Below are 26,035 nucleotides of genomic sequence, written 5' to 3' on the forward strand. Positions count from 1 at the left end.
CTTCTCCATCGTTCGAAATCAAAAAGGCCGCCTCAAGACGCGAACTCCACGCCGTCCTCGGACCCGGCCGTACCGTTTAGCAAGTCGCTGACCGTCGCCATCGAGCGCCAGTCGAAAAGACCGGGTGAGAAATTCACCGGTCCTTTAGAGTCGGGGAGAACTAGCACCCCACGCCCAAGACTTCAAGTCCTTTTGATGCGCGCCACGCCGACCCATGATGACACGCCGGTGTGAACCTTGTCGCCGGGGGGCGATTCCGCCATAAAGACCGGGCGATGCCCTGTTTCAAGGAGAACTCTCAGCGATGGCAACAAAGAAGACAACATCGGATCGTCGGGCGATGGTGGTGGGAGCCGCCGGCGGGCTGGGCGTGCACATCGTGCGCGCCTTGAGCGAGGCAGGCTGGGAGGTTGTCGCGGTGGATCGCCGCGAGCTGGCCACCACCGGTCGAGAGACCTTGCTCGAAGACGGCCCGAAGATCACCTGGCATCAGCTCGAATGCCGTGATGAGGCGATCGGCGAATTGATGATCGGGTGCCAGGCGGTGATCAACGCCGCGGCGACCGTGAACATCTCCGAACCCTACCGCGCGCTGGCGTTGGATAACGTCGAGCTGCCTCGCCAACTCTATGTTCACGCGCGCGATGCCGGTGTGGAGCAGGTGGTGCAGATCAGCTGCGCGTCGGTCTACGACGGGGAACGCGGGGTTCGCACCGAAGACTCGCCGGTCGATCCGTACAACGACTACGAGCGCACCAAGATCGAGGCCGAGCGCGAGCTTGAGGCGCTGCGGGCCGGTGGCGGGCCGGCGCTCACGATCCTGCGGCCCGGGTTGCTCTACGGCCCCGGCTGCACCGAGATGAGCGCGGGGCTTGTGACGGTGGTCGCGATCCTGCGCGATCTCGCCAGCTACCTGCCGGGGCTTCGGGGCGGCCCGCGCACCAACTGGTGCCATGCGGCCGACGCGGCCAGCGCCGTGATGGTCGCGCTGACGCACCCCGAGGCTCGTAACAGAACCTTTAATGTGGGCGACGACACCGCGCTGAGCTTTGGCGAGGTGCTCACCTCGATCGCCGAGGGTTACGGCATCGATCTGGGCCCTTCGGTGCCGATGCCCACGGTCACCTTCTGGGCGATGGTCAGCCCGCTGATCGACAACGACTTTGCCTTCGGGCGCATGCGCGGTCTTCTGCGACTTCTGTGGAAGCGTATTCAGCGCGAGCATAAGCTCACCAGCCCGCTGCGCCCCCGGCTCGATCGCAGCGCGCTCTTCTATGTTCGTGAGGATGCGGTGATGGTCTCTGAGGCGTTGCGGCAGCTGGGCTGGGCGCCGGCCTGGAAGGACTTTCGCCAGGGCATCGTCCCGACGATCCGCTGGTATCAGCAGGCCTGTTGGGTGCCGCGTTTTGATACCGAGGCGCTCCAGGAGCGACGCGACGGTCGCGTGGGAGGTCAGTACACCTTTGACGAGCGGGTCCGCGGTGAGCTTGAGGGGAGCCGTCGGGTCAGCGAAGTTCAGGCCTCGCTGGTCGTCACCCTGGAGCAATGGCCCGTCCCGCCGATGCGCCACGAGGGGTGTGTGGAGGGCACCATCTCGATCTCCGGACTTGCCCTTGAGGCGCCGCTGCTAGGCACCGTCGTGCTCGACTACGGGCCCCTCCCCACGATGCGCTACGAGTTCGGCTTTAAAGATGATGAGGGGCGCGCCCACCGCCTGAGCTTTGCGCGTGAGATGACGCTGCCGCACCCGCTCTGCTCCTGGAGCTCGGCGCATGGCGAGCTCATCGACCAGTGGGGCGACGCGCTCGGGCGCGTCACGCTGAGCGATGAAGGCGCCACCAGGCCACGGGCGTGGCTGGGAGTGCGCGCGTGAGCACTCAACGTTTTGATCCCGGCCCCCTGCCCGCCCTGCCCTCCTCCTATGAGCGCCGCCCGAAACGCTTCGAGTCGATCGACGCGCAGACCTGGGGGAGCTGGCACTGGCAGCATCAGAACCGCCTGCGACGTCCCGAGCATTTTGACGATGTTCTGGAGCTCAGCGCTGAGGAGCGCGAGGCATTCTTGAAGAGCGCGCAGCGTTTTCGCGTGGCGGTCACGCCCCATTACGCCGCGTTGATGTCGCGCGAGGATCCCGGCTGCGGTGTGCGCCAACAGGGCCTGCCTCAACCGGGCGAACTTCGACAGTACGACTTTGAACTCGAAGATCCCCTGGCCGAAGAAGCGCATATGCCGGTGCCGGGTATTACGCACCGCTACCCGGACCGGGTACTTTTTTATGTCTCGCACCATTGTCCGGTCTACTGCCGGCATTGCACGCGCAAACGCAAGGTCTCCGACCCGACCACGGCGGCGGCCCGCGATCAGATCGCACAGGGGCTGGCGTACATTCGCAACACCCCCACCGCGCGCGATGTGGTGGTCAGCGGCGGCGATCCGCTCACGCTCTCCGACGAGCGGCTCGGCGAGGTGTTGAGGGCGCTGCGCGCCATCGATCATGTGGAGGTGATTCGCCTGGGGACACGAAACCCGGTGACGCTGCCGCAGCGCATCACCCCGGAGCTCTGCGAGATCCTGCGCGAGGTGCGGCCGGTGTACGTGCACACCCACTTCAACCACCCCGATGAGCTCAGTCAGGAGAGCGCCCGCGCGTTGGGCATGCTCCTCGATGCGGGCTGCGTGCTGGGCAACCAGATGGTGCTCTTGCGCGGCGTCAACGATCGCCCGGAGACGGTGATGGAGCTCAACCGCCAGCTCTTACGCCTGGGGTGCCGACCGTATTACATGCTGCAATGCGATATGGCGCAGGGAATCTCGCACTTCCGCACGCCGCTTAGGACCGGACTGAAGATCATGAAGCATCTACGCGGGCGCATCGGCGGGATGGGGGTGCCGCACTTTGTCGTCGATCTGCCCGGCGGCGGCGGCAAGGTAGAGCTTGTGCCCGACCATATCGTGGACACCCGAGAGTCGCCCTGGGGTCAGGTCGTCGCCTTCTCCAGCTCGGAGGGCGAGCGCTTCGAGTTCGTGGATGTCGACCCCGCTCGCCTCGAAGGCGATGACGAGCGCTGATCGGGATGCCGTGAGGCAGCGGCGCGCTTGAGCACGTCGTCGAGAAACCCCAACAGCTCCTGCCAGTACGCGCGGCTTGAAGCGCGCCAGGGGAAGGCATGAAAGCTGTGAAACTCCCCTTTGAAGTAATGGGCTGAGGTGCGGGCGCCGAGTGTTTGTGCGGCGCGCTCCAGGCGGCGCGTATCGTCCAGGAGAGGATCGGCGGTCCCCACCGCCGTAAAAAAGGCGGGCATCGCGCGCTGCTCGGGCGTCATCTCCTCCAGGACCACCAGCGGATCGACCAGGGGATGGGCCTCGGGATCGACGTGGCGCAGGTAGGCCTCGGAGGCCTCGTAGAGCTTGTCGGTCACAAAGCTCGGAAGATCGCGCCGGCGCTCAAAGCGCTGCGGATCGGAGACCTGAAGGTAGCCGCAGGTGGGAATGATCGCCGCCGGTGCCGGGTACTCTTCGCAGAGGCCCTGGGCCCAGCGCTCCTGCGAGGCCTGCAGGTGTGCGACCCCCAGCGCCAGAGCCACATTGGCGCCGGACGACTCGCCAGCGACCACCCAGGGAAGTCCCTCAATGCTCAGCTCGCGGCGACGCTCATGCATCCACACCCGGGCGGCGCGCGCATCTTCGAGCGCCGCCGGATAGGGGTGTTCGGGCGCGAGGCGATAGTCGATGGCGAAGACCACATAACCGTGACGCGCCAGAATCCAGGGCATCGGCCAGTGACTATCTTTGGAGCCGATGCGAAACCCGCCGCCGTGAATGTAGAGAATCGCCGCGCGCGGTCGCGCCCCCTGCGGGCGGTAGATGTCGACAGCGCCGGAGTGGCGGTTGTCGGAGTAGCGCTGATCGCGATGGACCTTGACCGGAAAGCGTTCTCGACCAAGATCGACGTCGATAAGCCCCATGGTATGAAGGCCGGCAAAGGCGCTGCGCATCGCAGCCTCCGAGAGGGTGCGCTCCAGCCCTACCGGCACCACATGCTCTTGCAGCCGTCGCATCCAGCTGTAGGTCGGCGGCTGCTGCGAGCGCTTCTTCGGGGTTTGCCTGTTCATCGCTACTCCATGGTGCAACGCATGATGGACATCCAACACGCTATCCAAAAGCCGTGCAAAACGAAGATAACGACAAGAACGACGAAGAAAAGTCAAAAACCACCAAGTTGAACACTTTTTGAACACCCACCCTGCGAACACGTGGACGAGGAGCCATGAAACCATCGATTTCCATCGACAGCTGGAGCGTCAAAGCGGTTCGCCGGGCGCTCTCGCCATTGCATCGCTACTTCGATGTGCAGCTCGAAGGCCTGGAGCACGTGCCCGACCAGGGGCCGGTGTTTCTGGTCGGCAATCACGCCTTGCTGGGCATCGACAGCTTTGTGCTCTTCCCGGCGTTGATGCGCCAGTTTGAGCGCGTGCCGCGAGGGCTTGCGCTGCGCACGCTCTTTGACAACCCGGTGATGGGCAAGCTCTTGCATGAGGTGGGGATCGTGCCCGGATCGCGCTCCAGCGGCGTGGCGCTTTTGCGCAATGGTCAGATGGTGGTGACCTACCCCGGCGGGATGTCCGACTCGGTGAAGGGGCGCAACAAGCGCTACACGCTGCAGTGGCAAGATCGCTGCGGATTTGCGCATGTGGCGCTGCGCTCCGGCGTGCCGGTGACGCCGGTGGCGGCGGTGGGGCCCGACGAGATCTTTCCGATCTTAAGCGATCGAGGGCTCTTCCCGGTTAACTTTCTGGGGGATCGAAAGTCGCGGGCGCCGGCCTTTCTACCGGTAGCGCGGCCGGTGCGCTGCGTCTTTCGCTTCGGGCCGCCGGTTCAACTCCCCGACCTCGGGAGCGCGCTGGAGGCCGGCCAGGAAGTTCCCGACGCCGTCATGCCCCAATGCGCGACGTATGCCCGCGAGGTGGAGTCGGCCCTTGATCGTCTGATCCAGGAAACCCTGCAGGATCACCCCAAACGCGTGCGCCTGCTTCCTGGCCGCGGGTAACTCGCCGCATCTCAGCGGGCTGGCAGCCCCGCCAGCAACGCCCGGGCCACGCGCCGCCCGAAGGTGTAGATGGGGATCTGCGGCGGCCCTCCGATCGAGGTCGGGAAGAGCGAGCCATCGGCCACAAAGAGCCCGCGCACCTGATGGTGGGCGCCGTGGCTGCTGACCACGCTGCTCCGCGGATCCGCGCCCATCCACATCGTCGACATCGGGTGCACCGCGACCATTGAGGGGTTGAAGGGGCCAAGCTCGGCGCCGGTGAGGCCGTCGAGTTGTGCCGGCGAGTCGAGGAGGCGAGGAGGTGAGGTGGGGATGATGACCTGGCGGGCGCCGGCGGCAAAAAGGATGCGCGCGGCCTCGCGCATGCCTAAGGCCACCTGGTTAAGTTCGGCGCGGTCGGGACGATAATGGATCTGCACCCGCTCGCCATCTCGGGGGCGCACATGCCCGCTGTAGTGGTCATGCACCATCGCGATGATCGCGGCCACGTTGGGGTAAAGGCGCATCATCGAGGCGTGAGCCGCGCCAAAACCGGGCATCAACCCTGCGGCCGCGCCAGGGTGCGCAAAACCCGAGACCAGCCAGACGCGCTGCTCCGCGTCGTGACCGAAGTTCAAAAACTCAGTGCACTCCGCCGACTGCGGCACGCCCTTCCACCCTTCGATCGTCTCGTCAAAGACGCCCATCACGAAGGCGCCGGGGTGAATATGCAGGCGTCGGCCGGTGAGGCGATGCGGATCGGGCAGCCCACTCTTGATGGCGAGCGCGGCCGAGTTTGTGGCGCTGGCCCCGAGCACAACACGCTCAGCGCGAACCTCAAATGGTTGAAGCTCTGCGCCACTCAGCGGGTCGATGGCCCGGCCGGCAACCCCGCAGACCTGGCGACCGCGCGTTAAAATGCGGTCGACGCGCGCGTGGACCAGCGCGCGCCCGCCGGCGTTGAGCGCGGGAGGGATCAACACTTTGGCCGCGTTTTGTTTCCCGTTGTTGGGGCAGCCGAGCTCGCACATCCCGGACTGCCGACAGCCCTGGCGGTTATGGGAGAGCACGGCGTGTCGGTAGCCCAGCTCCCGGGCGCCGCGGAAGAGCGCGTGGTTGTTGGCGTTGACGCGATCGTCGGGCACCGGATGCACGTCGAGAAGTTCTTCGACGCGCTGGAAGTCGGCCTGCAGCTCGGCGCCCAGATCCTCGACGCCCTGCCCTCGCCAGATCTCCAGGATGGGCTCGGGCAGACGCTTGCAGAGGTTGGTGTTGTGCAGCGTGGAGCCACCCACGCCTTTGCCCTGCATCACCGTGATGGCCTGGTCGACGGTGCCGCGCGAAGCTCCCTCCATGAAGAGTTTTGGGAGCATCACCTCTTCGCGGCAGCGCATGTCCTCGGGCGCGAAGTAGTCGCCGAGCTCCACGCCGATGACGTCGACGCCGGCCAGGGCCAGGTCATGAAAGGCCATGCCTCCTCCGGCGCCCAGGCCCACGACCACCACGTCGGCGTTGAGCCGGAGCGCGCTGTCGCTGGCCGCCGCGGAGATCATGCCCGCGGGAAGCACTCGGCGTTTTGCGTCGGCGCGACTCATCGGCGCTCCGCGGGCACGCCCGGGTTACCCGAGAGGCTGTAGCCAATGGCCGGCCATACCTCCGGCCGGGTGTAATAGCCCATCATGCACACCGACTTGAGCGCCTTGAACATCGCGCGCGCCGGCATCAGGGGGGAGGTCTCCAGGGTCAGCAGCAGGCGGTCGATCTCATCATCGCTCAGACGCGTAAGGCGCTGACGACGAGGCCCGAAGGCGTAGGGGGCGTACTCCAGGATGGCGAGCATCGACTGCAGCTCCTCCTGGGTGGTCGACGGCATCCCGCCCATAAAGCGCAGCGCGGCATCGAGCGCGCCGCACGCCCGAACATCGGGAAAGTCCGCGTCATCGGCGGCGCAGACGCGCGTCATCGCACGCTCCAGAGTCTCACTGAGCCACGCCGGCACCTTGCCGGGCATAGGCGGCGGGTTGCGGCTCAGGCGTGCAAAAAACCGCCCGGTGCGTACCAGCCCCATCGTCTGCATGCGGGCCATCAGCAGCTCGGGTTTGTCGCCTAAAACACCGCGCAAGAATGAGACCACGAAGACCGTCCGGCGTGGGAGTGAGGTGAGAAACGCTGACCATCAGGGACTTGAGACGTACGAGCCGTCGCCCCACTGCTCGATCTGCAGGATCACATCGACCGTGCCCGCCTCCAGCATCCCTAAGTCGCGGGCGGCAGCGCGAGAAAGATCGATGATACGCCCGCGTACAAAGGGCCCTCGATCGGTGATACGGACGACCACCGAGCGGCGACTCTCCGGCTCGATGACACGCACGATCGTATGGAAGGGTAAGGTCTTGTGGGCCGCTGTGAAGCCCTCCATATCGTACAGCTCGCCGCTGGCGGTCTGACGGCCGTGGAACGTATCGCCATACCAGCTGGCGATGCCGCGCAGCTCGTGCGCTTTGCCGTCGGGGGCGGCCACGCGGTGGGTCACAAGATCGCGATGGGGATCGGCGGGCCCTGTCGCGCAGGCCGCCATCCACAGCGCGAAACCTCCCAGAAGGAGTTGTCGCAGCGCCGCCAGGGCTTCGCCGCGGGTCCACATCAAATCCTTTAGGGCGCGTCGTGAAGAGATCATGTGGGCCACCGTTCACACATCGGGACATCGCCGAAACCATGCAAGCTCTCGTCGGGGGCGATGGTGCCAGCGAAGATGCTCCGGGGGCAAGGGAAGGAAGTTCATCGCGTTGCAGCGACACCGTCGGCCGATGGCACGCGCCGCCCTGCGATACGAAAAAAGCCGCGCCCCCATCAGGGGAGCGCGGCTTCTTCGTTCACCTCAGCGCCTCTTCGTCATCGTGAATGAGGAGGAGGTTCAGAGGAGGATGCAGCTTTAGTCCTCGACGCGCTCGAAGAGCGCGGCGGCGCCCATGCCGCCACCGATGCACATCGAGACGATGCCGTAGCGCCCGCCGGTCTTCTCCAGCGAACGCAGGAGCGTGCCGGCCATGCGCGTGCCGCTCACACCCAGGGGGTGACCCAGGGCGATGGCGCCGCCGTGGATGTTGAGCTTGGCCGGATCCACGCCCAGCTCACGGGCGCAGTAGACGGCCTGGCTGGCAAACGCTTCGTTGATCTCGAAGAGGTCGATGTCTTCGATGCTCAGGCCGGTAGCCTTGAGCAACTTACGGATGGCCGGGACCGGACCGATGCCCATGATCTCCGGGTCCACGCCGGCGACCTGGAAGGCGCGGTAGTAGCCCATCGGCTTCACACCGAGCTCATCGGCTTTTTCTTTGCTCATCAGCACCACAGCGGCCGCACCATCGGTGAGTGGCGAGGCGTTGCCGGCGGTGACGCTGCCTTTGGGGTTGAAGGCCGGGCGAAGTTTCGCCAGCGCTTCGACCGAGGAGCCGGGACGAGGGCCGTCGTCTTTGTCGACGGTCACATCGTGGCGCTTGCCGTCGGGGCCAACCACCTGGGTCTTGACCGGGAGCACTTCGCCGGCCAGGAAGCCGTCTTCCCAGGCCGCGAGAGCCTTCTCGTGGCTGGTCAGGGCGAAGGCGTCCTGATCTTCGCGGGCCACTTCAAAACGCTTTGCGACGTTTTCGGCGGTGGTGCCCATGGGGATGTAGATCTCGGGGTACTCCGCCATGGTCTGCGGGTTGGCCGAGACCTTGTTGCCGCCCATCGGGATCATGGTCATCGACTCGGTACCGCCGGCCACGGCGACGTCCATCGCGCCGATCATGATGCGCTCGGCCATCTGGGAGATGGTCTGCACGCCGGAGGAGCAGAAGCGGTTCACGGTCAGGCCGGGCACCGTGTTGGGGAGGCCGGCCATCACCGAGGCCACGCGGGCGACGTTCATGCCCTGCTCGGCCTCCGGCATCGCGCAGCCGATGGCCACATCACCAATGTCTTCGGGGTTAAGGCCTTTGACCTTGGCCACGGCTTCTTTGATCACGAGCGCGGCCATGGTGTCGGGGCGGGTATCTTTGAGGCCGCCTTTGTAGGCGCGGGTGAAGGGGGTGCGCACATACGAGGCGACCACAACGTCACGAAGAGAAGTCATAGGGTATATCTCCTGATTCGGCGGGCATCACAGCTTGAGGCGCTCGCCGGGGTACTCGTTCGGGAAAACAAACCGTCCCGCCTCTCCGGCCATTCCGGCCGGAGAGACGAGTGCTGCGAGCCAGACTTAGTTGCGCAGCGGCTTGTTGTTCATGAGCATATGCTGCATGCGCTGCTGGCTCTTCTCTTCACCGCAAAGCGACATGAAGGCCTCGCGCTCCAGGTCGAGCAGCGTCTGCTCATCGACCAGGGTCGCCGGGTTGGTCTCACCGCCGCAGAGCACGTTGGCGAGCTTGCGTCCGATGAGGCGGTCGTGGGCCGAGATCACGCCGTTTTCCTGCATGCTGTAGAGCAGCATGTCGATGGTGGCCGCACCGTCCGGACCGAGCAGGCGGAACTTGGAGGGGCGCGGCGGCTTGAAGCCGGCGCGAGCCATCCCCAGGACGCGCTCTTTGGCGTCGTGGAGCAGGTGGTCGGCGTTGATAGTCACACCATCATTGGCGGTGAGGAAGCCGAACTCACGGGCTTCTTCAGCGCTCTTGGCCACTTCACCCATGCCGATGGCCATGAAGACCTTACGCAGGAAGGGGAAGGGATCGAACTCCTTGTTGTCGGAGTGCGGGCCGAAGACGTTGCGCATCAGCTGCAGGTTGCCACCGCCGCCGGGGATCAGACCCACGCCGACTTCGACAAGACCCATGTAGAGCTCGCCAGCGGCCTGAATGGCGTTGGCGCCCATGGTCACCTCGGCGCCGCCGCCCAGGGTCAGGCCCTTGGGCGCGGAGACGACCGGCTTCCAGCTGTAGCGCATGCGCTGGTTGGCGTCCTGGAAGGCTTTGACCATCGACTCGATGGGCTCCCACTGACCGGCCTGTGCGTTCATGAGCACCAGCAGCAGGTTGGCGCCGGCGGAGAAGTTGGTCGAATCGTTGCCGATGACCAGACCTTCCCAGTTGGCCTCCACTTCATCGATCGCCTCGTGCATGCAGTCGATGAGGTCGGGGTCGATGGCGTTCATCTTGGTGTGGAACTCAAGCAGCGCCACGCCGTCGCCCATGTCGTGGAGCGAGGCCGAAGAGTTGCCGAGGATCTTGGTCGCGCCTTTGCGCTTGAGCAGCTCGACGCTGATGGCCTTCTCGCTGCGCTCGATCGCCTTGTAGCTCTTGGTGGCGACGTCGTAGTAGAGATCCGTCGCACCATCCTGCTTGTAGAAGCTCTCGGCACCGGAGGCGATCATCTCGTCGATCCAGGCGGGCACTTCGATGTCCTGAGCCTTCATCTGGTCGTAGGCCCACTGAAGCCCCAGAGCGTCCCAGGTCTCGAAGGGACCCAGATCCCAGTTGAAGCCCCACTTCATGCCGCGGTCGATGTTGACCACGTCGTCGGCGATCTCGCCCATGCGACGCGCGGTGTAGGCGAGCGAGCGCAGGGTGACTTCGCGGGCGAACTCGGCGGCTTTGTCGTCGCCGTCGACCACAACCGTCTTGATGCGCTTGGCCGGGGCGCCCTTGGCTTTGCCAATGGAGGCAAACTCGGGCTTGTCGCGGTCGCGGTACTCAAGGGTGTTCAGATCCAGGGTCTGGATGCCGCCCTTGCCCTTCTTATAGAAGCCGCCGCCGGCCTTCTGACCGGTGAGGCCCTTCTCGACCAGGGTGCCCATGAATTCGGGGACCTGGAAGATCTCGCGCTCTTCATCTTCGGTGAGCGTATCGTAGCAGTTCTTGGCCACGTGCACGAAGGTGTCCAGACCGACCATGTCCGCGGTGCGGAAGACGGCCGACTTGGGGCGCCCCATGGCTTTGCCGAAGACGGTATCGACGCCTTCGATGCTCATCTCGTACTTCTTCATCAGGTGCATGATGGTCATCATGCCGTGCACGCCGATGCGGTTGGCGATGAAGTTGGTGGTGTCTTTGCCGAAGACAATGCCCTTGCCGAGCACGTCGCGGCCGAACTCCACCATCGCGTCCACAACTTCCGGCGCGGTATCCGGGCCTTCCACCAGTTCGAGGAGCTTCATGTAGCGCACGGGATTGAAGAAGTGCGTGACGATGAAGCGCTTCTTGAAGCTCTCGGAGCGACCATCCAGCATGCCCTCAATGGAGAGGCCGGAGGTGTTCGAAGAGATGATGGCGTGATCGTTCACATGGGCTTCGACTTTGTCGAAGGTCGCCTTCTTGATGGGCATGCTCTCGGGCACGGCCTCGACGATCCAGTCAACCTCGGCGAACCAGTCGAGGTTGTCGTCCATGTTACCGACGGTGATCAGGTCCAGATCGCGCTTGGTGTAGATCGGCGAGGGGCTGGTCTTGGCCAGGAGCGCCTTGTTGCGGGTCGCGATGCTGTTGCGGAACGCCGGGTCGTTGATGTCGTCTTTTTCGCCCGGATTGAAGGGCACGATATCAAGCAGGTAGACCTCGATGCCCGCGTTTGCGAGGTGAGCGGCGATGCCGCTGCCCATAACGCCGGAACCGATAACGGCAGCCTTTCGAATGCGCTTCGTGGCCATGAAACTCCTTACGATGTGAGGGTTGCAGTAAAACGTATGCGTAGAGCGCGATGCCTTATAGTGAGAAGGGCAATTAGGGGTCAAGACCAACCCCTTGCCCGATCCGTGGCGAGCGGACCTGTAAGCACCGTTGGTCGCGGGCAAAGGAAAAGACCCGCTTGCACCCCGATTCGTAGCTTCGCGCCCGGCTGTGATGTCCGTGGCTTGCGTCTGAATTCGCGAGGGGATAAGACCCCGATGAGAACATCCCCCCGCGATGGTCCTGTGCAGAGCCGCCTCTTAAGCCGGCCTCGCCGCAGGCACCATCCTTTGAGAACGGGCACCGAAGACGAGGATTGAGATGATTGAAGCAAGCATCATTGTGGAGCGCATTGAGGCCGCCCTGCCCGGCGCCCGGGTTCAGGTCCAGGATCTGACCGGAACGATGGACCATTATAAGGCGGTGGTGATCTCGGAGCACTTCGCCGGCAAGTCGCTGGTGGCGCGCCATCGCGCGATCTACCAGGCGCTGGCCGAAGAGATGAAGGGCCCGATCCACGCGCTCACCCTCGAGGTGTTCACCCCCGAAGAGTGGGACGCCCAGGGCTGAAGGTGGGCGCCGGAATGCGTCTGTGCGACAGGGTGTTGACCCGGCTCAAGGCGCTCCGTATTACCCCCACCGCCAACGCATCGCATCACACCCATAGAACCGATGAGGCCACACCATGAGTGACCAGAAGAAATCGATCTCGCTTCCCCTTGCCAACCCCGAGAAGAGCGTCGAGGCCCAGCCGCGCACGCGTGATGAGGGAGGCGACGTCCTCTCGGAGATCGCGCGCGAAGTGGCTGAGAACCCCGTGCTTCTTTATATGAAAGGGCTTCCTCAGCAGCCGATGTGCGGGTTCTCGGCGCGCGCGGCAGCGATCCTGGCCAGCTACGGCAAACCCTTCCACGCCGTCGACATCCTGGTCGACCCGGATAAGCGCCAGGGCATCAAAGAATTCTCCAGCTGGCCGACCATCCCCCAGGTCTACATCGGCGGGGAGTTTGTCGGTGGCTCCGACATCCTGATGCAGCTCCATGAGAGCGGCGAGTTGGGCAAACTTATCGCGTCGGTCAGTGGCGAGTGATCGGGGGTTGAGGGCGCCGCGATGACGCGCGGTGCCCGGCCCGAGCACTGTCGCTTGACAGCGATGGGGTTGCGCTTTAGGTTGCCCCACCTTTGTACGGTCCTCTAAAAGCGTGGACTGTTGGCTGCAGGTCTACGCGCTTCGAACTCATAGTAAATCACAGCACGAACCAGCTTATTAAAGCGGAGATGAAACTCACATGACTGTCCGACTTCGACTTCAACGCCATGGCGCCAAAAAGCGTCCCTTCTACCGTGTGGTTGCCGCCGACCAGCGCTCTCCCCGTGATGGTCGCTTCATTGAGGTGCTGGGCACCTACGATCCGATGCAAGAGCCGGCTGCGGTTCGCCTTAACAGCGAGCGCGTCGACTACTGGCTCAGCGTGGGCGCGCAGCCCAGCGACACCGTTCGCTCGCTGATCCGCAAGCTTCGCCGTGGCGAGCTGGGCATCGACCTGGCCGCCGAAGGCGCCGAGAAGGCCGCCAAGGAAGCCGCCGCCCTGGCCAAGAAGGAAGCTCTCGAAGCTGCCCGCGCCAAGGTCGCCGAAGAAGCCAAGGCTGCGGAAGCCAAGAAGGCGGAAGAGGAAGCCGCCAAGAAAGCGGAAGCCGAAGTTGCCAAGGCCGCTGAAGCTGCCAAGGCCGAAGAAGGCGCCGCCGAAGGTGAGAGCGCTGAGGGCGACGACGCCGAAGGCGACGCCGAAGCCAAGACCGAAGGCGAAGAAGGCTGAGCCAGCTTTCTTGCTTTGAGTAGTCTGTGACGAGCCCGTTTTTTGACGGGCTCGTCGCGTTTTAACCTTAAGGAATGACGCGATGAGCAACCACACCGCCGAAGATGCCCTGAAGAGCTACGAAGAGCTGGTGCGATTCCTGGCCGGCTCGCTCCTGGATGATGACGTCGAGTTTGAGGTGCGCGCGCACGCCCACCGCGACCAACTCCTGGTGGAGCTGGCCGTGGAAGAGGCGCATCGCGGGCGCGTGATCGGCCGGGGCGGCCGCATCGCCCGGGCGATGCGCACGCTGGTCGACGCCGCCGCTGTCCCCAACCACCTGCCGGTGGTCATCGACATCGTCGACTGAGCGTCGCGGAGCGTTTGCGTATGAGCACGACACCCAACGAAAAGGTGGAGCTGGCCAAAGTCGGGCGCCCTCACGGCGTCTACGGCGATGTGCGCCTGCATCTTTTTAACGCCGACTCCGAGGTCCTTGATGAGGGCGTCCAGGTCACCATCAAGACCGATCGCGAAGAGCTGGAGTTGACCATCGAGCGTTTTCGCCAGGGCCCGAAGTTTGCCATGGTGAAGTTCAAGGGCATCCAGGGCCGCGAGGGCGCCGAGCGCATCAAGCACGGCATCGTCTCGGTGGATTTTGATCTTCTGCCAGAGCTCGACGATGACGAGTTCTACCTGATGGAAGTCATCGGTTTCCCGGTCGTGGTCGCCACCGAGGAAGATGGCGACGCCGCCGAGGATGCCGAGCCCATCGGCACCATCGACCGCTTCTTTGAGACGGGCGCCAACGACGTGCTCGTGGTCAAGCGCACCGACGGCTCCGAGCTTTTTGTGCCCTACGTCGAGCATGCGGTCAGCTATGTCGATCTGGAGGCTCCGGCGGTGGTCTTACAGCCCCTGGAGATCTGGACCCCTGCCGATTGAGCGTTTCGGCTCCAGACCGCCCCACCGCGCCCGCCACCACCGCCCCGCCCTCCCCGCCTGGAGATGACGTTGAGCACGCCCTTCCCCGTTGAGATCCTCACGCTCTTCCCCGACTTCTTCGACGGCCCACTGCGCATCAGCCTGACCGGCAAAGCCATTGAGCGCGGGCACTTCTCGGTGAACTGCGTCGACATCCGCGATTTCACGCACGACAAGCACCGCACCTGCGATGACGTCCCTTACGGCGGCGGCGCGGGCATGGTCATGAAGCCCGAGCCGCTGGTGGCCGCGCTGGAGCAGGCCCGAGAACGCCACCCCGACGTGCCACGTATTTTAATGTCGCCCCAGGGCGAGCCCTTTAGCCAGAAGATCGCCCGCGAGCTCGCCGAGGGGCCGGGCATGATCCTTGTGTGCGGCCGCTACGAAGGCGTGGATGAGCGCGTGCGTCAGCACTGGATCGATCGCGAGATCTCCATTGGCGACTATGTGCTCACCGGCGGGGAGGTCGCCTCGATGGTCGTCATCGACGCCGTCACTCGCCTCCTCCCGGGCGTGCTGGGAAACCAGGAGTCGATCAGCGAAGAGAGCTTCTCGGCGCCCATGCTCGAATACCCGCAGTACACCCGCCCCCGCGAGTTTCGTGGCTTCGAGGTGCCCGAGATTCTGCTCAGCGGCGACCACGGACGCATCGCCGCCTGGCGGCAGGAGCAGGCGCTCGCGCGCACGAAGGCGCGCCGCCCCGATCTTCTGGAACGCCGCGACGCGTCGCCCGATAGCGAGTCTGAGCGTTGAGATAAGGCGACTTTTTTCGTTGGTGCCGGTCGTTCACGAACCCGAACCTCCGACAGAATCACCAACAAAAACAACACCTTAGACACACCACCGCTACCTTCACCTGACGTCGTTCGTCCCTCTTCGCGTCCCGCATGCCGGCAGCACGAAGAGGTCTTCACCGAACGTCACTTGAACTTTGTTCCGGCGCGTCAATATACTATACCCCGGTATACCAAGGGAGGAGTTCGATGCCTTACACCGAGAAAGAAAAGAAACGCGTGCTGGCGCGGGTTCGCCGCGTCAAAGGACAGCTCAACGCGCTGGAGAGCGCGCTGGAAGAAGGCACCGAGTGCAGCTCGGTGCTCCAGCAGATCGCCGCGATCCGCGGGGCGGTCACCGGCGTGATGCGCCAGGTGCTCGAAGCGCACGTGCGCGAGACCTTCGGCAGCGCCGCCGAGCTTCCCGCCGGCCAGCGCGATGAAGCCGTCGAGGATCTCAACGATCTGATCCGCTCCTACCTCAAGTAGTCCGCCGGGAACGCCGTGACGTGTTACCCCCCAACCTAAGGAGAACATCATGAAGAGCCGTGCCGCTGTCGCGTTCGAAGTCAACAAACCGCTGGAGATCGTCGAGCTGGATGTCGAGGGCCCCAAAAAGGGTGAGGTGCTCGTGCAGATCACCCACACCGGGGTCTGCCACACCGACGCCTTTACGCTCAGCGGGGAGGATCCCGAGGGCATCTTCCCCTCGGTGCTCGGCCATGAGGGCGCAGGCGTCGTGGTGGAGGTCGGCGAGGGGGTCAGCGGCCTCTCGGTGGGCGACCGGGTCATCCCGCTCTACACCGCGGAGTGCCGCGAGTGTAAGTTCTGCAAGTCCGGCAAAACCAACCTCTGCCAGGCCGTGCGCGCCACCCAGGGCAAGGGTTTGATGCCCGATGGGACGACGCGTTTCTCGTACAAAGGAAAGCCCATCTACCACTACATGGGCACCAGCACCTTTAGCGAGTACACGGTGGTGCCGGAGATCTCGCTGGCGAAGATCGACAAGGACGCCCCCCTGGAGAAGGTCTGCCTGCTGGGCTGCGGGGTGACCACCGGCATCGGCGCGGTGCATAACACGGCAAAAGTTCAGGCCGGCGACACCGTGGCGGTCTTCGGTCTGGGCGGCATTGGCCTGGCGGTGGTGATGGGCGCCAAAGAGGCCGGCGCCTCGCGCATCCTGGGCATTGATATCAACCCCGATAAGTTCGAGCTGGCGCGCCAGCTCGGCGCCACCGATCTCATCAACCCCAAAGACTACGACAAGCCCATTCAGGATGTGATCGTGGAGCTGACCGACGGCGGGGTCGACTACAGCTTTGAGTGCATCGGCAACGTCAACGTGATGCGCTCCGCGCTGGAGTGCTGCCATAAGGGCTGGGGCGAGTCGGTGATCATCGGTGTGGCCGGCGCCGGTCAGGAGATCAGCACGCGCCCCTTCCAGCTTGTGACCGGGCGTGTGTGGCGCGGCTCGGCGTTCGGGGGCGTGCGCGGTCGCACCGAGCTTCCGGGCATGGTCGATAAGGCGATGAGCGGCAAGCTCAACCTCGATCCTTTCATCACCCACACCCTGCCGCTGGAGCGCATCAATGAGGCCTTTGATCTGATGCACAGCGGGGAGTCGATCCGCACGGTGATTCATTTCTAAGACAGGCATGACGCCGGGCCGAGGAGAATCTCGGCCCGGCGTTTTTCATTGCGGCCCACCACAAACGACAAAAACCCTTATCCTATCAAGGACTTACACTCATGGAACGCGTAGAGACTTATGCGAGTTTTGGCGGCACCCAGGAGGTCTGGAAGCATCGCTCTGAGGTACTGGACTGCGAGATGACGTTTGCCGTTTACCTTCCGCCGGCGGCCGCCGAGGGCCCCTGCCCGGTGCTCTACTGGCTGAGCGGGCTGACCTGCACCGAGCAGAATTTTATCACCAAGGCCGGCGCGCAGCGTTACGCAGCGGAGGAAGGCGTCATCATCGTCGCGCCCGACACGAGCCCGCGTGGCGAGGATGTCGCCGATGCCGAGGGCTACGATCTTGGGAAGGGTGCGGGCTTTTATGTCAACGCCACCGAGAAGCCCTGGGCTGCGCATTATCAGATGCACGATTATGTGGTCGATGAGCTCCCGACGCTGATCGAGGCGCGTTTTCCGACGAACGAAAAACGCGCGATCTTCGGGCACTCGATGGGCGGGCATGGCGCGCTGGTGCTGGCGCTGCGCAACCCGGGCCGCTACGCCAGCGTCTCGGCTTTTTCACCGATCGTGGCGCCCACACAGGTGCCCTGGGGCGAGAAGGCGTTGGGGGCGTATCTGGGCGAGGACCGGGAGGCGTGGAAGGGCTGGGACGCCACCGAGCTTGTGGCCTCGGCCAGCGAGCGGCTCCCGCTGCTCATCGACCAGGGCGACGCGGACCAGTTTCTGGCCGAGCAGCTGCAGCCGGAGCGCCTGGTGAGTGCCTGCGAGGAGGTGGGGCACCCGATCGAGCTGCGTTTGCAGCCGGGCTACGACCACTCGTACTACTTCATCGCGAGCTTCATCGGCGATCATATCCGCCATCATGCCGAGGCGCTGAAAGGTTGACGTCAGCGCATCAAAACTGCCTCATCGCAAGGTGGCATGCGATCTTCAGGACCTTGTACGCTCCGGGTCCGAGGCGTCATCCGCCGGCGCGTTGCGCCGGCGGATGTCCACGCCGACCTTAAGCGCCAGAATGAACAACCCGGCGCCGTGCATCATAAAGTCAAAGATGTAGATGGGCTCGGTGAGCTCTCCTCGAACGAGCATCCCGGTGGTCTCCACCAGGTGAGGCTCCGGCTTAAAGGGGGCAAGCGCCAGGAGCAGCGCCAGGGGAATCAGGAGCTTGTACGACAACGCGTCGAGCCATCGGGTGTACCAGGTCGTCTTCATCGATATTGCACTCGTTGGTCTTCAGTGAAGGGGAGACGTTCGCCTCTTCTACGACGAAGCACCCTGACACGCCATGCGACAGCCCTGTGTGGCGAGTGCTCGGTCCTCATTGTAGGGAACTCGCCAGCCCGTCCAACATGCCCGAGGCTGAATCCACGCGGGTGCATGTGCTCCTCGTCATCGTCGACGCCTTCGCACCCCATGGCACGCATGCTGCCGGAGCAGGCGTCACGGCAGCCGGAGATCGTTGCGAGCCCCCTAAGGCCATGACAGGATGCCCCTCCCAGGCTTTGCCCCGGATGTTGAATGGAAGATGCCACCGAGGAGCACTCTGCGATGCGCTCGCCACACACCAGTTCTGGTCACCCGCGACGACGCCCGGCTCTGGCCGCGCTCAGCGCCTGCCTGACCTTATCCCTGTCGGCTGCGGCACAGGCCCAGGTCCCGGAGATCCCGCCTCTCGACGACGATGAGGCCTCCGAGGGGCGCGTGGTGGAGCTTGCGCCCCCGCGTCTCAATCCGGTCTTTCCGGTCGATGAGCCTCAAAACCCCACCGTGAACGTCGAGGGGCATTATCGCCTGAGCGCCGATGCGTATGAGCGCCCGCTCACCGAGGGGCTTCGCGGCGGCGTCTACCAGCAACTTCGCCTGGGGAGCACGATTGACCTGGGGACGGTGCAGGCGGTGGCCTCAGCCGATCTTCTCAGCGGGAGGCTTCTGGGGCGCTCCTACCCTGAACCTCCGCCGGTGGGTGACCACGGTGCGCGCCACTTCCATCACGTGCTCGATGGTGCCGAGCAGACCTTTGCCCCGCGTGAGCTTTACCTGCGCTGGGAGAGCCCGGTGGGTCGGGTGCAGGCCGGGCTTCAGACCAGCCAGTGGGGCCTGGGGATTCTGGCCAACGACGGTGAGCTTGAGGACGAGACGCTCTTTGAGCAGCCGGTAGGCGGCGACCGCGTCGCGCGCCTGCTCTTTGCGACCGCGCCTTTTCGCGCCCGCGCCACCCGCAGCTCGCTCGATGATCTTTTTGTGGCGGTGGGTGCCGACGCGGTGATTCGCGACGAGAACGCCGACATCAACAAAGGCGACCGCGCGCTGCAGGGCATCGCGTCTGTGGTCTGGCGCCCGGCCCCCAGTGAGATCGGCGTGTACGTGGCGCTGCGCGACCAGACCGACCGGGACGGATCCGAGCTCAACGTGGCGGCCTTTGATCTGGCCGGCAAACATCAGTTCTATACCCCGCAGGGCTCATGGCGCTTTCGTATCGCCGGGGAGGCGGCGTATCTGCGAGGTGAGACGACCCGCGCCGACGGCAGTGATCCGACGACTCCCGTGCAGATCGATGCTCTTGGTGCCGCAGCTCACCTCGACATTCTGCACCGCCCGAGCCAGCTGGGCTTAAATCTTCGCTCGGGCTTTGCCTCCGGCGACGCCGATCCACGCAGCGACAACCTGCATCGCTTCCGTTTCGATCCGAACTACCGCGCCGGGCTCTTGCTCTTCGATCATCATGTGCCGGCCTACACTGCAGAAGCGGTCGCCGAGGCCGACGATCCTCTGCGCGCCGCGCAACCTCCCCGGGGCATCGACAACCTGGTGGAGACCGGCTCGGTGAGCAACGCCATCTTCGTGCAACCCACGCTGACCTTCGCCCGCATCGCCGGGCTGGAGCTGGGCGGCGGAGCGCTGCTGGCCTGGGCCCATCGCCCCTGGCGCGACCTGGCGGGAAGCGTGGAATCCGGCGGCACGGTGATGGGCTTTCGCGGCGCCGGTCCCGAAGCGCGCTACCTGGGCACCGAGGCGCTCCTGGGCGCGCGCTACTCCCACCTTCTCACCCCGGAGCTCGCGCTGGAGTACCGCGCCGAAGCTGCGATGTTCTGGCCTGGTGAGGTCTTTGACGACGCCGAGGGCCGCCCCGACGCCCGCACCGCGCTGGTTCGCGCCCACATCACCGCACTCTGGTAAGCGCTGTGACCCCACCTGACGCCCCCACCTCATCGCCCGGCAACCGCCCGACCGATCGCCTCGACTGGCTGATCGCGCTGGTGATCTTTGCCGGCTCGGTCGCCCTGCTCCTGGCCTCGCCACAGATGGGCTTTACACGCGATGAGGGGTTCTATTTTCACGCCGCCTCCCAGTACATCGGCTGGTTCGAAGATCTCTGGAAAAACTTCCACACCGGCGAGCTCGCCATCAGCTTCACCCAGGCCAACATCGACCGGCACTGGAGCTACAACCCGGAGCATCCGGTGTTGATGAAGGCGGCGTTTGCCCTCTCGCATAAGATCTTTTTCGAGCTGCTGGGGTGGATGAGCCCGTCGACCGCTCTGCGTTTCCCGACGATGCTCACAGCGGGCTGGCTCTTGAGCGGGGTGTACCTCTTTGGACGTCAGCTCGGCGGGCGACTGGCGGGGCTGGTGGGCGTGGGTGCGTTGCTCCTGCAACCCCGCTTCTTCTTTCACGCCCACCTGGCCTGCTTCGATGTGGCCGTAGCGGCAATGAACTTCTGGGTCGTCTACGCCTACTGGCGAAGCCTGCAGTCGCGGGGCTGGGCGGTGACCACCGGCCTTTTGTTCGGGCTGGCGCTCTCCACCAAGCTCAACGCCTTCTTCTTGCCCATCACGCTTGTGTTGCACTGGCTGCTCTCGCGCGCCGGAGAGTTTCGCCTGGTGGGAAGCTGGCGCGACGGGGGGCTGCGCATCCCGAAGATCCCGGCGGCCTTCTGGGCGATGCTCACCCTGGGGCCGATCCTCTTTTACGCGCTCTGGCCGCGCCACTGGTTTGATACCTTTGCGCGCATCCGCTGGTACATGAACTTCCACCTCAAGCATGAGCATTATTTCGTCTATTACTTTGGCGAGAACCTGCAGAACCCGCCCTTTCCGGTGAGTTACCCCTGGGTGATGACGCTGGTGACGGTGCCGGCGACGATCCTGCTGGCCTTTGTGCTGGGGTGTTTTATCTGGGTGCGCCATTTTGGCGGGCGCGCCACGCTCGAGGCCTGGAAGGCCGCGTTGAAAGCACGCAGGCTGCCCTCCTCGGTCGATCCACGTGGAACCGGGCTGCTCTTTCTGATTCACATCATCTTTCCCATCGCGCTGATCGCACAGGCGGAGACGCCCATCTTCGGAGGGACCAAACACTGGATGCCGGCGATGCCCTTTGTGGCGATCATCGCCGGGGTGGCGGTAGCCCACCTCACCACGGAGCTGAGCGCGGAGCTGGCGCGTTTGCTCAGCACGCGTCGCACCTCCCGGGAGGGGGCACACAGCCTCAGTGGTCCGTCCGAGGGAGGGGCAAGGCCCTTTATTTACGCGGCGATCGGACTCTTGCTTGGCGCAACAACCCTTTTCCCGGCGGCGCTGGCCACCCGTAACAACCACCCCTTTGGCACCTCGTATTACAACGAGCTCATCGGCGGGCACCGGGGCGCGGCCGATTCGAAGATGTTCCGCCAGTTCTGGGGCTACGCCTCCCGCCAGGGGCTGCCCTGGCTCAACGAACACGCCGAGGAAGGCGGCCGGGTCTGGATCCATAACGTGGTGAACACCGCCTGGCGCATGTACCAGACCGAAGATCTGGCCCGCGACGACCTGCGGGCGGTCCGCATGCACAGCAGCGATTACGCGCTCTACCACCAGCAGAAGGCCTTCACCTACCTGCTGCTGCCGCTGTGGGAGGAGTACGGCACGCTGGCCCCGCGCCATGTGGTGGAGCTTGAAGGCGTACCGCTGATCAGCGTGTATGAACGCGTCGATCCCGACACCCTGAAGTTCCCCGAGGTGCGTCGCTAGTCAGCCAGCGCCGCTTCGACGTATCGTCATGACCTGCCCGTTGAATTCAGCCCCCAGACCACCTGCCCGTGGAGTGTACATGAGCGCCCTTGCCGACATCCTTGAGCTCGCCCAGGCCCCGACCCTCGACGCCGACGCCCTGGCCTCGGCGCTTGACGCGAGCGACGCAGCCACGCGCCTGGCCTTTGTGCGCGCGCTCACCCCGAAGATGCAGCGCCACCTCTTTGAGGCCGCCAGCCGCCCGGTCACGACCTTTGATATCGTGCCCGAAGATACCAACCCGCTGCAGGAGGTGATCTGCGAGGGGCGCAACACGCTGCCAGCTTTTCGCCTCTTTCAAAAACGCTTCTGCACGCCCTCGGCCGAACACAGCCCGGACAACCGCCGGGTGCTCTGGGGCTACAACCACCAGACGCTTTCGGGGATTACCGGCCCGGGCTACTTCGTTGCCTACGACGACACAGCGTCCGGCGAGTTGGTGATCGATTACCGCGAGCTCCCGCCGGAGCGCCCCGGCTCCTGGCCGCAGATTCTGGATAACCGCGCGCGCCTGGGGCGTTTTGTGTACGCGGGCATGGTCGACCGGCTGCGCGGCCTCTCCGAGCACGTCACGATCGGGCGCGCTTATAAGGCCAAACCCATGAACGCCTGGTTTGCCCTGGTGCGCGTCGACCCCTGATCACGCTGATCTTCCCCCACCCCGGCTCACTCCCCTATGGCACCATCCGACGAGCCCTTCGACATCCAGGCCCGCCTTGCCACCATCCCGCATAAGCCGGGGTGCTACCTGATGCGCGACCGCCGCGGTCGCATCATCTACATCGGCAAGGCCAAAGATCTTAAAAATCGCGTCCGGAACTACTTTCAGCTGCACGGCGATCCGCGCCCTTTTGTGCGCCGGCTGCCCCAGATCCTGGGGGATATCGAGACGATCATCACCGCCTCCGAAAAGGAAGCGCTGATCCTCGAGAACACCCTGATTAAGGCGCATAAGCCGCGCTACAATGTGCAGCTCAAAGACGACAAATCCTTCCTCTCGCTGCGCGTCGATAAGAACCAGAAGTGGCCGCGGGTCGAGGTGATCCGCAGCAAGGGGAGCTCCAAAACAAAGCCCGGCCAGCGCACCTTTGGGCCCTACTCCTCGGCCTACGCGATCCGCCAGACGCTGCAGGTTCTCAACAAACATTTTATGCTGCGCACCTGCCCCGATCACGTGCTCAGCAACCGCTCTCGCCCCTGCCTTCAGTACCAGATCAAACGCTGCCCGGGCCCCTGCGTGCTGCCGGTGGATAAGGAGCGCTACCAGCAGGACGTCAACCAGGCGGTGATGTTTCTGGAGGGCCGCGGCGATGAGCTCGTCGAGCGCCTGCGCGAGAAGATGCACCGTGCCAGCGAAGAGCTCGAGTTTGAGCTCGCCGCACGCTACCGGGATCAGATTCAGGCCATCGAGAAGGTGCTTGAGCGCCAGGTGGCCGTCGGCCATCGCGAGGTCGACCAGGACGCCTTTGGGTTTTACCGCGAGGGCGACCGGCTCACCTTCCAGGTGCTCTTCATTCGACGTGGGCGGCTCGAAGGGGCGCAGTCCTTCTCGTACACCGACCAGGAGTTCCCCGACGAGGAGCTCTTCTCGAGCTTCTTGAACCTCTACTACAACGCCGGCAACCACGTGCCCAACGAGGTGCTCCTGCCGCTGACGCTGGAGGATGAGGAGGTCGAGGCCTTTGAGGAGCTCTTCAGCGAGCTGGCCGGCCACCGCGTCTATGTGCAGAGCCCCCAGCGCGGGGCCAAGCGCGCGCTGATCGCCACCGCCCAGACCAACGCGCGCCATAGCTTTGAGGAAGAGCACGCAAAAGAGGAGCGCGCCCGCGACCTGCTCGAGAAGTTGCAGGGGCGGCTCAAACTTAAAAACCTGCCGCGGCGCATTGAATGCTACGACATCAGCAACCTGCAGGGCGCCCAGGTGGTCGGCTCGCTGGTGGCCTTTATCGACGGGGAGCCCGCCAAGTCCGAGTACCGCCACTACAAGATGCGCCTGGTGCACGGCCAGGACGACTTTGCCTCGATGCACGAGATGCTCACGCGGCGGCTGGGCAAGGTCGCAAATGGCGATGACGATCCCCCTGACCTGATCGTGGTCGACGGCGGCAAAGGCCAGCTCGGCCAGGCCATGGCCGTCATCGAAGATCTGGGGCTGCATCACATCGACGTGGTCTCCCTGGCCAAGAGCCGCGTCGACGAGGTGGGTTTTGACGATCCGGAGGTCACCCGCAGCCCGGAGCGCGTCTTTTTGCCGGGGCGCAAAAACCCGGTGGTGCTGCGACAGAACTCCGCCGAGCTCTACCTCTTGCAGCGGGTGCGCGATGAGGCCCACGACTTCGCCATCGGCTTTCATAAACAACTTCGGCGCAAGGCCAGCCTGCGCTCAAGCCTCGACGACATCCCGGGCATCGGACCCAAGACCAAACGCGCGCTGCTGCGCCACTTCGGGAGTCTCGTGAAGATCAAGGCTGCGACCCTCGAGGAGCTTCAGGGTGTCGAGGGGGTCGGCCCCTCGACCGCCGAGGCCATCCGGGGCTTCTTTCACCCGCCGGGCGCAGCCTCTCCGGCCGACTAGCGCGCAGCGTCTCGGGGCGCGCCCCGTGCTCACTCCCGCCCTTCTTGGAGAGGCGCACCCGGGGCCTACGTTTTTACAGGTAGCTCGACATGAGGCAGCCAGACGCCCCCCGCCGCCTCCCCCGAACGTGCGTACGCTCCCACCTTATGCTACACAGCACGTTCAATGCTGCTCGCCACGGATGCGTCACTGCCCGGCGCGCCTTTTTTCCCAACGTTCGCTCGCTCCGATGTTGCGGAGCTCGTCATGGAGATTGCTATGTTTTTGAAAAAGACTGCGCTGACGTCCATTCTGGCGCTGCTGCTGGCGGCCTGCTCCTCCAGCGCCGCGGTGCCCGATGAGGCCCCCGACAGTGACGCGCCGCAGTACCGCTCGGCCAGCCTCGATGGGGAAGAGGCCCCCGCCGCCCAGGCCCAGCCCGAGAGCGGGGGCACGATCGCCGCGGTCGGTCCGGTGGCCAGCGTCAACGGCGAAGAGATCAGCGCCGAGGAGTTCAACTCCCAGGTCGCCATGCTTCAGGCCCAGGCCCAGCTCCCTCCGGAGCTGCTCCAGCAGATGTCCTCGCAGATCATCGAGAACCTCATCGACCAGCGCCTGGTCAACCAGGCCATCGATGAGTCCGGGGTCGAGCCCACCGCCGAAGAGGTCGATGCCCGCCTCCAGGAGTACCGCGAGGAGTTTGAGACCAGCGCCCTGGAGATGTACGGCGAGGAGATCGACTTCGACGAGTACATCGCCCAGGCCGGTATCAGCCCTGAGGAGATCCGCGAGTCGGTCTACCAGGCCGTGGCCATCGAGAAGATCCTTGAGGCCGACGGCCTTGAGCTCCCCGGCGAAGACGAAGCGCAGACCTTCTACAACGAGAACCCCGAGGCGTTCACCCGCGGCGAAGAGGTCACCGCGCGCCACATCCTGGTGCGCGTCGACTCGGAGAACCCCGAAGACTGGGAGACCGCTCGCCAGGAAGCCGAGGAGTTGCACGCCCGCGTCACCGGCGGCGATGACTTTGCCGACGTGGCCCGCGAAAACTCCGACGACGGATCGGCTCAGGCCGGCGGTGATCTGGGCTCGTTCGGCCGCGGTCGCATGGTCCCCGAGTTCGAAGAGGCCGCCTTCTCGCTGCAGGTCGATGAGATCTCCGAGCCGGTCCGCTCCGACTTCGGCTGGCACATCATTCAGGTCACCGAGCGCAGCGACGAAGAGGTCATGACCTTTGACTCGGTCAAAGAGCAGCTCACCCGTGAGCTTCGTAACCAGGCCCTGCAGGAGTCGCTGGGAACCTATGTGGCGCAGCTTCGCGAAGAGGCCGAGATCGAGACCTACCCTGAGAATATCCAGTAATTTCAGCACATTAGACAGAGGTCGCCAGACAGACCCTATCTGACAAACACGCGGCGTCCTTCCCTCGGGAGGGCGCCGTTTTTTATTAAAACTTCCCCCTCCTCAAGACCTGCTGTGTTTCGGGCATTTGGCGCAGGTCAAAAAGACCAATGCGTTTTG

Annotated in this window: 24 protein-coding genes; 17 read left to right on the forward strand and 7 right to left on the reverse strand. The window is 64.5% G+C overall.

Going from position 1 to position 26,035, the window contains the following annotated elements:
• Positions 1-304: 304 nt before the first annotated feature.
• Together FRC96_RS13320 and FRC96_RS13325 are read left to right on the forward strand one after the other, a co-directional pair.
• Positions 305-1,873 carry an NAD-dependent epimerase/dehydratase family protein gene (locus FRC96_RS13320; protein WP_146974993.1) on the forward strand — a complete coding sequence of 523 codons (1,569 nt, stop codon included), beginning with the start codon at positions 305-307 and terminating at the stop codon, positions 1,871-1,873.
• On the forward strand, positions 1,870-3,069 hold the full coding sequence (locus FRC96_RS13325) for a KamA family radical SAM protein (protein WP_230470229.1): 1,200 nt from the start codon (positions 1,870-1,872) through the stop codon (positions 3,067-3,069). Before FRC96_RS13320 ends, FRC96_RS13325 begins: the two co-directional genes overlap by 4 nt.
• Here FRC96_RS13325 and FRC96_RS13330 read toward each other — a convergent pair.
• A complete protein-coding gene (locus FRC96_RS13330) occupies positions 2,979-4,112 on the reverse strand; it encodes an alpha/beta hydrolase (RefSeq protein WP_230470230.1) in 1,134 nt (377 codons plus the stop codon). The genes FRC96_RS13325 and FRC96_RS13330 overlap by 91 nt on opposite strands.
• Before the next feature lie 155 nt (positions 4,113-4,267).
• On the opposite strand from FRC96_RS13330, the gene FRC96_RS13335 reads away from it, so the two are divergent.
• The gene (locus FRC96_RS13335; protein ID WP_146974996.1) at positions 4,268-5,047 is read left to right on the forward strand and encodes a lysophospholipid acyltransferase family protein; all 780 of its coding nucleotides are present in this window, start codon (positions 4,268-4,270) and stop codon (positions 5,045-5,047) included.
• A gap of 11 nt (positions 5,048-5,058) precedes the next feature.
• On the opposite strand, the gene FRC96_RS13340 is transcribed toward FRC96_RS13335, so the two are convergent.
• The 5 genes from FRC96_RS13340 to FRC96_RS13360 all read right to left on the reverse strand — a co-directional run bounded on the left by FRC96_RS13340 (position 5,059) and on the right by FRC96_RS13360 (position 11,648).
• Positions 5,059-6,621 (reverse strand): GMC family oxidoreductase N-terminal domain-containing protein, encoded by a 1,563-nt coding sequence (locus FRC96_RS13340; protein ID WP_146974998.1) that lies wholly within the window; start codon positions 6,619-6,621, stop codon positions 5,059-5,061.
• Positions 6,618-7,112, reverse strand: a complete 495-nt coding sequence (locus FRC96_RS13345) for a gluconate 2-dehydrogenase subunit 3 family protein (protein WP_146975000.1) — start codon at positions 7,110-7,112, stop codon at positions 6,618-6,620. Before FRC96_RS13345 ends, FRC96_RS13340 begins: the two co-directional genes overlap by 4 nt.
• Positions 7,113-7,202: 90 nt before the next feature.
• Complete coding sequence (locus tag FRC96_RS13350; protein ID WP_146975002.1) at positions 7,203-7,703, reverse strand: septal ring lytic transglycosylase RlpA family protein; 501 nt, start codon at positions 7,701-7,703, stop codon at positions 7,203-7,205.
• Positions 7,704-7,958: 255 nt separating this feature from the next.
• A complete protein-coding gene (locus FRC96_RS13355; RefSeq protein WP_146975004.1) occupies positions 7,959-9,140 on the reverse strand; it encodes a thiolase family protein in 1,182 nt (393 codons plus the stop codon).
• Between the two features lie 126 nt (positions 9,141-9,266).
• Positions 9,267-11,648 carry a 3-hydroxyacyl-CoA dehydrogenase/enoyl-CoA hydratase family protein gene (locus FRC96_RS13360; protein ID WP_146975006.1) on the reverse strand — a complete coding sequence of 794 codons (2,382 nt, stop codon included), beginning with the start codon at positions 11,646-11,648 and terminating at the stop codon, positions 9,267-9,269.
• A gap of 340 nt (positions 11,649-11,988) precedes the next feature.
• On the opposite strand from FRC96_RS13360, the gene FRC96_RS13365 reads away from it, so the two are divergent.
• The 9 genes from FRC96_RS13365 to fghA all read left to right on the forward strand — a co-directional run bounded on the left by FRC96_RS13365 (position 11,989) and on the right by fghA (position 17,800).
• Positions 11,989-12,237 carry a BolA family protein gene (locus tag FRC96_RS13365; protein ID WP_146975008.1) on the forward strand — a complete coding sequence of 83 codons (249 nt, stop codon included), beginning with the start codon at positions 11,989-11,991 and terminating at the stop codon, positions 12,235-12,237.
• A gap of 115 nt (positions 12,238-12,352) precedes the next feature.
• Positions 12,353-12,757, forward strand: a complete 405-nt coding sequence (grxD, locus tag FRC96_RS13370) for a Grx4 family monothiol glutaredoxin (protein WP_146975010.1) — start codon at positions 12,353-12,355, stop codon at positions 12,755-12,757.
• A gap of 199 nt (positions 12,758-12,956) precedes the next feature.
• Positions 12,957-13,484, forward strand: a complete 528-nt coding sequence (gene rpsP, locus FRC96_RS22770) for a 30S ribosomal protein S16 (protein WP_146975012.1) — start codon at positions 12,957-12,959, stop codon at positions 13,482-13,484.
• A gap of 82 nt (positions 13,485-13,566) precedes the next feature.
• On the forward strand, positions 13,567-13,833 hold the full coding sequence (locus FRC96_RS13380) for a KH domain-containing protein (RefSeq protein ID WP_146975014.1): 267 nt from the start codon (positions 13,567-13,569) through the stop codon (positions 13,831-13,833).
• Positions 13,834-13,853: 20 nt separating this feature from the next.
• On the forward strand, positions 13,854-14,408 hold the full coding sequence (gene rimM / locus FRC96_RS13385; RefSeq protein WP_146975016.1) for a ribosome maturation factor RimM: 555 nt from the start codon (positions 13,854-13,856) through the stop codon (positions 14,406-14,408).
• A 69-nt stretch (positions 14,409-14,477) separates the two neighbouring features.
• Entirely contained in the window at positions 14,478-15,200 is a 723-nt protein-coding gene (gene trmD, locus FRC96_RS13390; RefSeq protein WP_146975018.1) for a tRNA (guanosine(37)-N1)-methyltransferase TrmD, read from the forward strand.
• 230 nt (positions 15,201-15,430) lie between these two features.
• Complete coding sequence (locus FRC96_RS13395; protein WP_146975020.1) at positions 15,431-15,709, forward strand: metal/formaldehyde-sensitive transcriptional repressor; 279 nt, start codon at positions 15,431-15,433, stop codon at positions 15,707-15,709.
• A gap of 49 nt (positions 15,710-15,758) precedes the next feature.
• Positions 15,759-16,868: an S-(hydroxymethyl)glutathione dehydrogenase/class III alcohol dehydrogenase gene (locus FRC96_RS13400; RefSeq protein ID WP_146975022.1), complete on the forward strand. Its 1,110-nt coding sequence runs from the start codon at positions 15,759-15,761 to the stop codon at positions 16,866-16,868.
• Between the two features lie 101 nt (positions 16,869-16,969).
• Positions 16,970-17,800: an S-formylglutathione hydrolase gene (gene fghA, locus FRC96_RS13405; RefSeq protein WP_146975023.1), complete on the forward strand. Its 831-nt coding sequence runs from the start codon at positions 16,970-16,972 to the stop codon at positions 17,798-17,800.
• A 45-nt stretch (positions 17,801-17,845) separates the two neighbouring features.
• Here the strand turns inward: fghA and FRC96_RS13410 are convergent, their stop codons facing one another.
• Entirely contained in the window at positions 17,846-18,127 is a 282-nt protein-coding gene (locus FRC96_RS13410) for a hypothetical protein (RefSeq protein ID WP_146975025.1), read from the reverse strand.
• A gap of 306 nt (positions 18,128-18,433) precedes the next feature.
• Here FRC96_RS13410 and FRC96_RS13415 point away from each other — a divergent pair, with 306 nt between their 5' ends.
• The 5 genes from FRC96_RS13415 (at position 18,434) to FRC96_RS13435 (ending at position 25,876) form a co-directional block, all read left to right on the forward strand.
• Positions 18,434-20,092 carry a hypothetical protein gene (locus FRC96_RS13415; protein ID WP_146975027.1) on the forward strand — a complete coding sequence of 553 codons (1,659 nt, stop codon included), beginning with the start codon at positions 18,434-18,436 and terminating at the stop codon, positions 20,090-20,092.
• A 5-nt stretch (positions 20,093-20,097) separates the two neighbouring features.
• Complete coding sequence (locus FRC96_RS13420; protein WP_146975029.1) at positions 20,098-21,921, forward strand: ArnT family glycosyltransferase; 1,824 nt, start codon at positions 20,098-20,100, stop codon at positions 21,919-21,921.
• Between the two features lie 79 nt (positions 21,922-22,000).
• Positions 22,001-22,600, forward strand: a complete 600-nt coding sequence (locus tag FRC96_RS13425; protein WP_146975031.1) for a hypothetical protein — start codon at positions 22,001-22,003, stop codon at positions 22,598-22,600.
• A 36-nt stretch (positions 22,601-22,636) separates the two neighbouring features.
• Positions 22,637-24,535, forward strand: coding sequence for an excinuclease ABC subunit UvrC (gene uvrC / locus FRC96_RS13430; RefSeq protein ID WP_146975032.1), 1,899 nt, complete (start codon positions 22,637-22,639; stop codon positions 24,533-24,535).
• Between the two features lie 258 nt (positions 24,536-24,793).
• Positions 24,794-25,876, forward strand: coding sequence for a peptidylprolyl isomerase (locus tag FRC96_RS13435; protein WP_230470231.1), 1,083 nt, complete (start codon positions 24,794-24,796; stop codon positions 25,874-25,876).
• Positions 25,877-26,035 lie beyond the last annotated feature (159 nt).

It is taken from the genome of Lujinxingia vulgaris, from assembly GCF_007997005.1.
GTDB lineage: Bacteria > Myxococcota_A > Bradymonadia > Bradymonadales > Bradymonadaceae > Lujinxingia.

Excerpts from the sequence above, each read along its gene's own strand:
- rimM (WP_146975016.1), top strand. The coding sequence starts at position 13,854 with ATGAGCACGACACCCAACGAAAAGGTGGAGCTGGCCAAAGTCGGGCGC.
- FRC96_RS13425 (WP_146975031.1), top strand. The coding sequence starts at position 22,001 with ATGAGCGCCCTTGCCGACATCCTTGAGCTCGCCCAGGCCCCGACCCTC.
- rpsP (WP_146975012.1), top strand. The coding sequence starts at position 12,957 with ATGACTGTCCGACTTCGACTTCAACGCCATGGCGCCAAAAAGCGTCCC.
- FRC96_RS13410 (WP_146975025.1), bottom strand. The coding sequence starts at position 18,127 with ATGAAGACGACCTGGTACACCCGATGGCTCGACGCGTTGTCGTACAAG.
- FRC96_RS13360 (WP_146975006.1), bottom strand. The coding sequence starts at position 11,648 with ATGGCCACGAAGCGCATTCGAAAGGCTGCCGTTATCGGTTCCGGCGTT.
- FRC96_RS13365 (WP_146975008.1), top strand. The coding sequence starts at position 11,989 with ATGATTGAAGCAAGCATCATTGTGGAGCGCATTGAGGCCGCCCTGCCC.
- FRC96_RS13435 (WP_230470231.1), top strand. The coding sequence starts at position 24,794 with ATGTTTTTGAAAAAGACTGCGCTGACGTCCATTCTGGCGCTGCTGCTG.
- FRC96_RS13355 (WP_146975004.1), bottom strand. The coding sequence starts at position 9,140 with ATGACTTCTCTTCGTGACGTTGTGGTCGCCTCGTATGTGCGCACCCCC.
- FRC96_RS13415 (WP_146975027.1), top strand. The coding sequence starts at position 18,434 with ATGGAAGATGCCACCGAGGAGCACTCTGCGATGCGCTCGCCACACACC.
- FRC96_RS13350 (WP_146975002.1), bottom strand. The coding sequence starts at position 7,703 with ATGATCTCTTCACGACGCGCCCTAAAGGATTTGATGTGGACCCGCGGC.
- uvrC (WP_146975032.1), top strand. The coding sequence starts at position 22,637 with ATGGCACCATCCGACGAGCCCTTCGACATCCAGGCCCGCCTTGCCACC.
- fghA (WP_146975023.1), top strand. The coding sequence starts at position 16,970 with ATGGAACGCGTAGAGACTTATGCGAGTTTTGGCGGCACCCAGGAGGTC.
- FRC96_RS13395 (WP_146975020.1), top strand. The coding sequence starts at position 15,431 with ATGCCTTACACCGAGAAAGAAAAGAAACGCGTGCTGGCGCGGGTTCGC.
- FRC96_RS13345 (WP_146975000.1), bottom strand. The coding sequence starts at position 7,112 with ATGGCCCGCATGCAGACGATGGGGCTGGTACGCACCGGGCGGTTTTTT.
- FRC96_RS13335 (WP_146974996.1), top strand. The coding sequence starts at position 4,268 with ATGAAACCATCGATTTCCATCGACAGCTGGAGCGTCAAAGCGGTTCGC.
- FRC96_RS13380 (WP_146975014.1), top strand. The coding sequence starts at position 13,567 with ATGAGCAACCACACCGCCGAAGATGCCCTGAAGAGCTACGAAGAGCTG.
- grxD (WP_146975010.1), top strand. The coding sequence starts at position 12,353 with ATGAGTGACCAGAAGAAATCGATCTCGCTTCCCCTTGCCAACCCCGAG.
- FRC96_RS13320 (WP_146974993.1), top strand. The coding sequence starts at position 305 with ATGGCAACAAAGAAGACAACATCGGATCGTCGGGCGATGGTGGTGGGA.
- FRC96_RS13330 (WP_230470230.1), bottom strand. The coding sequence starts at position 4,112 with ATGAACAGGCAAACCCCGAAGAAGCGCTCGCAGCAGCCGCCGACCTAC.
- FRC96_RS13340 (WP_146974998.1), bottom strand. The coding sequence starts at position 6,621 with ATGAGTCGCGCCGACGCAAAACGCCGAGTGCTTCCCGCGGGCATGATC.
- FRC96_RS13400 (WP_146975022.1), top strand. The coding sequence starts at position 15,759 with ATGAAGAGCCGTGCCGCTGTCGCGTTCGAAGTCAACAAACCGCTGGAG.